Here is a 9,025-nt window from a genome sequence, read left to right as displayed (position 1 = left end):
CCGTGGTCTAATTTTGCACCGCCGTTCTCAGCCGTGCTACCGATACTCTCGCCCTGGAAGGAACGGCCTTCGTCGCGCATGATTTCGCCGATGAGATCGATCTTCACGTTATCGCTGGGATTGATTTCGAAACGAAGCCGACCGCCGGTGTTGTCGAGGCCCTGTGGCTTGTTGCCGGTCGTCAAGTTCGTTACGTAACCGTCCCGCTTTGAACGCCATGCAGCAAGGCGCGCCTTCACCACATCTCCCGCAATCGGGCCGGATACCGCGCCGAATACGTCGATGAAGTCGTAGTTGCCAAAGCTGCCTTCGACCTCCGCGCTGAATTCGTCCGTTGGTCCCCTGGTGATCACGTTGATCGCTCCGGCAATCGTGTTGCGACCGTAGAGAGTGCCTTGGGGGCCTTTCAGAACTTCGACACGTTCGATGTCCCGCAACGAGCCGAGGACACCGCCGGTCCGGCCCAGATAGCTTTCGTCGACAAACACACCAACGGAAGACTCGCTGCCCGGATCGAACTGCCGTGTCCCGATACCGCGGATGTAAAGCTGTGGCCTACTTGTTCCGAACCCGCCCGCATAGAAGCCAGGCACGCGCCCCGCGACATTGCCGATATCCGGGACGCCGGCGCTTGCCAGAGAAGCGCCGCTGACAGCGCTGATTGAGGCTGGGATGTCCTGAAGTCGTTCACTACGACGCTGCGCCGTGACCACGATTTCACCCACGACCTGCTGCGATATCGGCGCTTCTGCATTTCCGTAACTTGGCGCCGTCGGGGCAGCTTGCGCGAATGTCACGGTCGGAAATGCTGCGCCAGCCAAAAAAACAATGGCCATAGACTTGGTATTTATCGGCATTTTCCTCTCCCTTGAAGTCGCCCACTTTGTCGCGTGCTCCGACTGCACCAGGTCTTTGTTGAATTATTTCTGATTGCTGGATGCAGGTATGTTGATCTGGATTGATCCGTGACGGATTTTTTGAAGCTTATAACAAACCGGGTACACGTTATGTTAGTTGCAAGATAAGTCAACGCCAAGCATGCTCCAGCTCCTGTCCGAACTCAGGCACGATCGTCACCGACAGAGACGGACAATCGCATGTAGGAAAACTAAGTCAAGTAGTTTCCTATTTTCACCTGCCGGAAACCGTCATGAAACGAAATCGCCCCTCCAGCGCCGGACGCCGCAACGGTACGGGGTGGCTGCGCGCCCTTGCCAGCGCGACAATCACGCGACTATCAACCAGCGAAATTGTTTGGGCGTATTTGAGCTGAATGAATCAGGATAACCGCATCAAGTCCGGCCGCAGGCGCACCCAGTCAGAACGCAGCGAAGACATGCGTCGACGACTGAAGCTTGCTGCATATGAACTGGTTGCCGAAGGCGGCCTCGGCGCGCTTCGCATCGCCAGCGTCGCGAAACGCGCCGAGGTGTCGCAAGGTGCCGTCCTTCACCATTTTCCGAACAAGGATGAGATCACGCTGGCTGCTATCGAGCAGGCGTTGACGATGGCTGACGAGGACAGCCTGGTATGGTCAATCGACTGCGACGATCCGGCAAGACTGCTCCGGTCCATGGTCGAGGAGTTCAAGACGTTCTTCTTCAGCGACAGGTTCTGGGTCGCAATCAGCATCACGGTGGAGTTTTCAAAGTCGAAAGACGGTGCCGCACTACTTGCGAACGAAGTCACGAAGCTGCGGCAACCAGTCTATGCCGAATGGGTTATGAAGCTGACGAAGGCGGGTTGGACGAAAGAAGATGCTCTTGAGATAGTCCGATCCGCGGCGGCGTTGATCTCGGGCACCGCTATCAGGCGCCTTTGGGCAACACCCGACAGCGTGGCCGACGACATCCTCGCACACTGGTTCGAACATTCCATGCATCGGAACCGCAGCAACGCCAGTTGATCGCCCCGATCCCGTGCCGCTGATCGCAAGAGCCGATGGCACATCACAACCGTTGTCGAAATTGCCATTGGCTCGGACAAATTGCTCGCCACGCGATCAAAGCGACCGCCCGACAACCTCGCGCATGATCTCCGACGTGCCACCGTATATGCGACGCACACGGGCATCACGCCAGAAACGGGCTATCGGATACTCGTTCATGTAGCCCGCCCCACCGTGCAATTGCAGGGCAAGATCACAGGCCTCCCATTGCATCTCGGTATGCCAGTATTTCGCCGCTGCCGCTTCTTCTGGCGTTAGTTCACCTGCAACATGGCGCTCGATCGCCCAATCGATATGCTGCCAGCCGACTTGCAGCTTTGCCTTCAGATCGGCCAGACTGAAGCGGGTGTTCTGAAATTCGATGATTGCCTTGCCGAACGCCTTGCGCTGACGCACGAACGATACTGCCTCATCGAAAGCACGCTGGGCTGCGACCTGCGCGGTCAAGGCGATGGACAGTCGTTCCTGCGGAAGATCGTTGACCAGATAGATGAAGCCTCGGTTCTCCTGGCCGATCAGGTTCGAAATCGGCACTTTCACGTCATCAAAGAACAATTCCGAGGTGTCGGACATCCATTGCCCCAACTTGTCGAGGTTGCGGCCTCGCGAGAAGCCCGGCCGATCAGCCTCTACGACGATCAGGGAGATACCCTTCGAACCCGCATCCTGATCCGTCTTGCAGACGGTAAGAACGATGTCAGCATTCTGACCGTTGGTGATGTACGTCTTCGAACCGGAAATGACGTATTCGTCGCCTTCGCGGCGCGCGGTCGTTTTCACGCCCTGAAGATCCGATCCAGCCCCCGGCTCGGTCATGGCGATGGCGCAAATCGCCTCGCCAGACACCATGCGCGGGAGCCATCGCTGTTTGAGCTCTTCACTGGCGTAATGCACGAAATATGGCGACGTTATGTCGCTCTGCAGCGTGACAGTATCCGACATGCCAGCATAGGTGAGCTCTTCGTTCAGGACAGCATTGAAACGGAAATCGAGGCCGGGACCGCCGAACTCCTCAGGTACGCCCATGCAAAGCAGCCCCGCCTCACCTGCCTTTGTCCAAAACTCGCGCGAGACGGCGCCAGCTTCGTCGAATTTTCGAATGTGCGGCGTGAACTCTCGAGCGATGAAGCGTTGGGCCAGTTGTCGAAATATGGCGTGTTCTTCACCATAGATTCGGCTATTCCTGCGATCGAGCATTGCATACCATCCTCTGTCCTTCAGATGGGCATATCTGAACGTTCACCAGTTTACTAGACTGAATGCTTTCACCGGAGGGGGACCTGCTCCGGCCGATGCGATCGGCATAGGTGATGGCTTGAAGCTTGATGTTCATGCGGCCTTTGACACCTTCGATACGCCTCTTGGCTGGCCCTCTTTACTCACCCGCATCACACCGGAGCGACGCAGCAATGGAAAATAATATCCAGCTCCGAACCTGCCGATCAACCACATGTGGTTCGCCATTACTCTTGGGAAAATACGTCTATCAAAGCGTGGCCCTGCCTGGCCCTCGTTGATTGCGAAATGAGCACGATGGATTAGGGTTGGCTACATGCTCTCACAAAAGGCCAGATACGCAATTCGCGCGATGCAGCATCTTTCCGATCGCTATGGCGAGGGATTGGTTCCGCTTGCGGATATCGCGGCAGCGCAGAACATACCGACCAAGTTCCTGACCGTCATTCTGTCGGAGTTCTCGCGCGCCGGATTGGTCGAATCGCAGCGCGGGCGCGACGGCGGATATCGGCTGGGCGTACCTCCGGTCGATATAACCTATGGCGACCTTATCCGGACCACGCGCGGATCACTCGCACTGGTTCCCTGCGCCAGCCGCTTTGCCCACGAGAAATGCCGAAACTGCGTGGACGAAGGCGAATGCCGGACGCGGGCGCTGATGCTGCAAGTAAGGGACCAGACCGCAGAATTGCTCGATTCGGTAAGTCTTTCGGACCGGATAGACCCCGTCCCTGCCAGTGACGATGAACACCATCTCTGATCGTCGCAAATAGATTTGGCTTGATCGCACAAAGCAGAAATTGCCGCTCCGCCTTATTGTCAACAAATTTGGTAGAGATTAATCAGCTTGGCGGCAGGCACTGGTGCTTGCCCCAACTGTGGAGCGAAAATGCAATGTCTGCATTCAACGACATCATCATCGAGAATGGCGTCGGTGCCGAGCAGCTGAAGGTTATCGTCGAAGCCCTGTCCAAGGTCCGCTTCGGCATAATTCAGCTGACAGTTCATGACGGCAAACTCATGCAGCTCGATATTACGGAACGGCGAAGGTTCGCCTGAACCCGACGAATAAGACCACCCCTCCCTCCATCAAGATACCGCATCGAAAACCAAGCAGACCGGACCACCGGATGCGAAGTTCCAGACAGACAGGAAACTTCCCATGCATCCGATTATTCCGGCGATTACTCCGGCGCGCGCATATGCGCGCCTTCCTCTCACCTCGCTCGCCATCGCGCTTGCGGTGCCTTCCATCGCCATCGCCCAGCCGACGGGTGACAGCGCCGAACCGGCCCAAGAACCCGCCACCCCTGCTCCCTCTTCCGCCGGCACCGGCGCGCGCGATGACGGCGAGATTTTCGTGACGGCACGCCGCCGGGCCGAAACAGTTCAGGACGTGCCCATCGCCGTCTCCGTCGTGAGTGGCGAGCATATCGACAATACCGGTGCATTTAACGTGGGTCGCCTGCAGCAGCTGACGCCCACCCTGCAATTCTACAGCTCGAACCCGCGCAATACCGCAGTCAATATCCGCGGAATCGGCGTGCCCTTCGGCCTGACGAACGACGGCATCGAACAAGGCGTCGGCATTTACGTCGACGATGTTTACAATTCGCGTGTCGCATCGGCGACTTTCGATTTCCTCGATGTAGACCGGATCGAAGTGCTGCGCGGACCGCAGGGAACGCTTTACGGCAAGAACACGACTGCGGGCGCGATCAACATCACCACCCGTCAGCCGACTTTCGATTTCGAAGGGCGGGCCGAAGTGTCGGTCGGCAATCTCGGCTTCCGGCAGGCCAAGGCCGCTATCTCCGGCCCGCTGACCGAACAGCTGGCAGCGCGACTGGCGATTTCTTCCACCCATCGCGACGGCACGATCCGCAACGTCCTGACAGAGCGCGATATCAACGAACAGGACAACCTTGGCCTGCGCGGCCAGCTGTTGTGGGAACCGAGCGACGCGCTCTCGGTGACGCTGGCAGGCGATTACAGCGAGCAAGACCCCGAATGCTGCGGTACGGTCTTCGTTCGCGTCGGCACGACGCAACGTCCGCTGAACCGCCAGTACGAGGCACTTGCCGCCGCCCAAGGATATGTCACGCCCGGCCGCAACGGCTATGACCGCCTGACGGACCTCGATGCCAGCCTCAACGCCGGTAACAAGATCGGGGGCGCCTCGCTCAGAGCCTCTCTCGACACCGGCATCGGCAAGCTGGCCTCGATCACTGCATGGCGATTCTGGGACTGGAAGCCGGAGAACGACCGGGACTTCACCGGCCTTCCGATCACGACCCTGTCGCAAAACCCGTCGCAGCAGGACCAGTGGACGCAGGAATTGCGCCTGTCGGGCGAAAGCGACACGCTCGACTACGTGCTCGGCGCTTTCTGGTTCAACCAGAAGGTGCGCACCCAAGGTACGCAGCAGCAGGGTCCGGCGGCCAGCGCGTGGTTGCTTAACCCCTCCAGCGCACTGAGCCAGGATCCCTCGGTGCTCGACGGGTTGACCGCAAGGAACGACATTCGCCTCGACAACACCAGCGCGGCCCTGTTCGGGCAGGTCAGCTGGCGTCCGGCACCGGGCGTTACGCTGCGCCCGGGCGTGCGGCTCAATTACGACAAGAAGGACGGTTCCTACACATCCGTGGTGACGAACGGCGACGGGCAGCTGGTAACGTTCGCAAGCTCCGATCCGCGCATCGTAGCCCAGCGAGGCGTGCTTGCCCCGCAGCAGTTCACGGCCGACTACAAGGACTGGAATTTCAGCTACGATTTCACCGCCAGCTATGAACCGACGCGCGACCTGCTGTTCTATGCAACTTATGCAAGGAGCTTCAAATCGGGCGGCGTGAACCTCAACGGCGTGCCCAGTGACAGCAGCGGTGCCCCGATCCTTGCGGCCGCGACGGTAGCGCCGGAATCGGTCGATCATTTCGAAGCGGGGGTGAAGGCCCAGTTCCTCGACCGCAAGGCCACGCTGAACCTTGCTGCGTTCCGCACCGACATCGCCAATTATCAGGCGCTGGTCACCAACGGCAGCCTCGGCGTGCTGCGCGGGTACCTCGCCAATGCCGACAAGGTGCGTACGCAAGGGTTCGAGGCCGATTTCTCGTTCCGGCCCAGTCACCGTTTCAACGCTTACATCAACGGCGCATACACCGACGCGAAATATCGCCGGTTCACCGATGCGCCGTGCCCGCCCGAACTATCGGGCGGTACTCCGGTGGCTGCGGGCCAAACGCCCAGCGCGCCGGGAACCGCAGGCGGGATCAGTCCGGCCAACTGCGACATATCCGGCCAGCGCCTGCCCGGTGTGTCGAAGTGGTCGCTGTCCTATGGCGCGGAAGGTAACGTGCCGGCCTCATTCCTCGGGCTGGACGGTGCCTTCTTTCTTGGCGTCGACGGTAGCTACCGTTCGCGCTTCTCCAGCAACCCGTCGCCTTCCGCTTATACCTGGATCGATGGCTATGCCCTCACCAACCTGCGTGGCGGGTTCCGGGCCGACGACGGGCTGGAGCTTTACGGCTGGGTCCGCAACGCATTCGCCACAGACTACTACGAACAGCTGCAGGTACCCAGCGGCAACACCGGACTGATCGTCGGCAATCCCGGCGATCCGCGCACGTACGGCGTGACCCTCAAACACGTTTTCTGATCCCACCCACCCCTGAACAGGGAGGACCACCTCATGTTCGAATTCTCGCTTACATTTGCTGACATAGCGCCCTTCATCCTTGTCGGATTGGTCGCTCAACTGATCGACGGGGCGCTAGGCATGGCTTTTGGCGTCATATCCCAGACCATGCTGGTCAGCGTGCTGGGGGTGGCGCCAGCCGCCGCCTCGGCAACGACGCACCTGGTCGAAATGTTCACCACCGGCGCGTCGGGAGCCAGCCACATCTGGCACCGCAACGTGGATTGGGGGCTGTTCCGCCGACTTGTCCCGTTCGGCGTGGCGGGCGGTGTGGCGGGAGCCTACCTGCTCACCAGCATCGACGCCTCGATCGCCAAGCCATTCGTCATGATCTACCTGACCGGTGTCGGCATATACCTGTTCGTAAAAGCGTTCCGGATGCGCGAACCCCGGTTCGAGGACCCGAAAACGACACGCCCGCTCGCACTGCTCGGCGGCTTTCTCGATGCCGCGGGCGGTGGCGGCTGGGGACCGGTGGTCACCTCCAACCTGCTGATCCAGGGGGGCGACCCGGCCAAGGTCGTCGGCACTGTCAACACGGCGGAGTTCCTGCTCTCTACCAGCGTGTCGGTCGCATTCATCCTGACGCTGGGGCTGGAGGCGTTCGGCGCGGCAACGATCGGGATGATCATCGGTGGCGTGATTGCCGCGCCATTCGGTGCCTACCTTGCGAAACGCGTTGCTCCGCGCACGTTGTTGTTCGCGGTCAGCGTGGTGCTCTTCGCCACCAGCATTTTCTCGATCTATAAAGCAATGCCGCTCTTTTGAGCGGCATCCACAGGGATGCAACCGTGGATAGCAATCTCGTCATTCTGTGTATTTTGACCGGTGTCATCAACCTGATCGGCGCCTTGGCCTACGCAGCGCGCATCGCGGGTGTGCGAACGCGGCGCATCGCGATGAGCTTTGCACTGTTCAATATCCTCGTGCTGGTTTCACGGCTCTCCAACAGCTTTCTCGCTCCGCTACTCGCCAAGCGGGTGGAAAACGGGATCGTTTCGCGGGGAGCCGAGCATTTGACGGCGGACTTTCGTTGGTTGATGGCATCGGCAGCCATCGCGATCCTGATCGGCATTCTTCTGGTCCCGACGGCACAGCGCCTGTTTTCCACCGCCATCGGCTCAATGAAGGCGCGGCCTTCGCTTGCCGCTATCGCGCGGCGCACTATCTCGCCTGCAGGTCTGCGAGAATTACGAAGGTCAGCGGCACTCCCCAGCACCAGGCATGTCAGGGGCTGGCCAAGACCCGCGCGCGCATTGTGGCCGGTGTTGATCGCGAACGCACTGGCGCAGGCGCTGCTGATCGTCGGTGTCCTGGCCGCACTCTACGCAGGTTATCTCGAACCGACCTATCGCGTTACGGCCTCGCAGCTATCAGCCGTCATCAACGGCGTTGCCACAATTCTGCTTTTCGCTTTCATCGACCCCTATCTCTCGATCATGACTGATGACGTCATCGACGGGCAGCTATCTGAACACGATTTTCGTCAGACGGTCGTCTGGATATCCCTAAGCCGGCTGGCGGGCTCGCTTTTCGCCCAAGCAATTTTTCTTCCATCCGCCGCATTAATCGTCTGGCTGGCCAGGGTCCTGTGATCCGGTTTCAGAAAAGGACCGTGCGCTCTTTGGCGATTTTCCAACACACCCGGCACCCTTGCCAGCATATCGAAATACGCCCCGACCCGCCACAATTGGATCAGCGATGCAGGATGTGGACATCGATGATGACGAGACTACGCGCCGCCGAAACGTCAGGATATGTGGCGTAGGCGCTACAATACGCGAACATTGGATCCGGTCGCATAGTGCTGGCATCTGACGGGTTTTGTGACGCGTTCCAGTCCCACCGCCGTAGCAACAGGAAAGGGAAACCGCCGTAATCCCTGGGCTTTCAGGAATATCTGGAGGTAAAAAACCGATGGTGGAGCCGAGGGGGAGCTAAGAAAACGCCCGTAACCATCTAATTCAAAATATAATTTCCCGACTGCTACAGTGCTCTTTGTAGCCACATTCTGTAGCAATCGGCAAGCTGCTACAGAATGCTCCGCATCTTTCTCATGCCCACACAAAAGCGTCGACCACAAAAATTTCCCTACGCAGTCATGTTGCAATCCATTCTCATTAGCTTTAGTCGCCCTCCGCGTTCAC

At 59.2% G+C, this 9,025-nt stretch carries 8 protein-coding genes; 6 read left to right on the top strand and 2 right to left on the bottom strand.

The features are described 5' to 3' along the window. The coding region (locus A7A77_RS16880) for a TonB-dependent receptor (RefSeq protein WP_156500662.1) at window positions 1-857 on the bottom strand (857 nt) is incomplete at its 3' end. A 479-nt stretch (window positions 858-1,336) separates the two neighbouring features. Between A7A77_RS16880 and A7A77_RS16875 the strand changes: the two genes are divergently transcribed. Beyond that, window positions 1,337-1,906, top strand: coding sequence for a TetR/AcrR family transcriptional regulator (locus A7A77_RS16875; RefSeq protein ID WP_216635613.1), 570 nt, complete (start codon window positions 1,337-1,339; stop codon window positions 1,904-1,906). A 96-nt stretch (window positions 1,907-2,002) separates the two neighbouring features. Here A7A77_RS16875 and A7A77_RS16870 read toward each other — a convergent pair whose 3' ends face one another. Next, complete coding sequence (locus A7A77_RS16870) at window positions 2,003-3,145, bottom strand: acyl-CoA dehydrogenase family protein (protein ID WP_066561096.1); 1,143 nt, start codon at window positions 3,143-3,145, stop codon at window positions 2,003-2,005. A gap of 355 nt (window positions 3,146-3,500) precedes the next feature. Here A7A77_RS16870 and A7A77_RS16865 point away from each other — a divergent pair, with 355 nt between their 5' ends. From A7A77_RS16865 to A7A77_RS16850, 5 genes are all read left to right on the top strand, one after another. Further along, the gene (locus A7A77_RS16865) at window positions 3,501-3,944 is read left to right on the top strand and encodes an RrF2 family transcriptional regulator (RefSeq protein WP_066561093.1); all 444 of its coding nucleotides are present in this window, start codon (window positions 3,501-3,503) and stop codon (window positions 3,942-3,944) included. Window positions 3,945-4,078: 134 nt separating this feature from the next. Continuing rightward, the gene (locus A7A77_RS17665; protein ID WP_082836220.1) at window positions 4,079-4,243 is read left to right on the top strand and encodes a YezD family protein; all 165 of its coding nucleotides are present in this window, start codon (window positions 4,079-4,081) and stop codon (window positions 4,241-4,243) included. 103 nt (window positions 4,244-4,346) lie between these two features. Beyond that, window positions 4,347-6,839, top strand: coding sequence for a TonB-dependent receptor (locus A7A77_RS16860; protein ID WP_066561091.1), 2,493 nt, complete (start codon window positions 4,347-4,349; stop codon window positions 6,837-6,839). 33 nt (window positions 6,840-6,872) lie between these two features. Further along, complete coding sequence (locus A7A77_RS16855) at window positions 6,873-7,646, top strand: sulfite exporter TauE/SafE family protein (protein WP_066561088.1); 774 nt, start codon at window positions 6,873-6,875, stop codon at window positions 7,644-7,646. A gap of 23 nt (window positions 7,647-7,669) precedes the next feature. Next, window positions 7,670-8,473 carry a lipid II flippase Amj family protein gene (locus tag A7A77_RS16850; RefSeq protein WP_066561103.1) on the top strand — a complete coding sequence of 268 codons (804 nt, stop codon included), beginning with the start codon at window positions 7,670-7,672 and terminating at the stop codon, window positions 8,471-8,473. Window positions 8,474-9,025: the final 552 nt, after the last annotated feature.

Source organism: Croceicoccus bisphenolivorans (assembly GCF_001634625.1).
Lineage (GTDB): Bacteria > Pseudomonadota > Alphaproteobacteria > Sphingomonadales > Sphingomonadaceae > Croceicoccus > Croceicoccus bisphenolivorans.
Note: the sequence above shows the minus strand (reverse complement) of the source record. Positions and strands in the feature narration are given on the sequence as shown.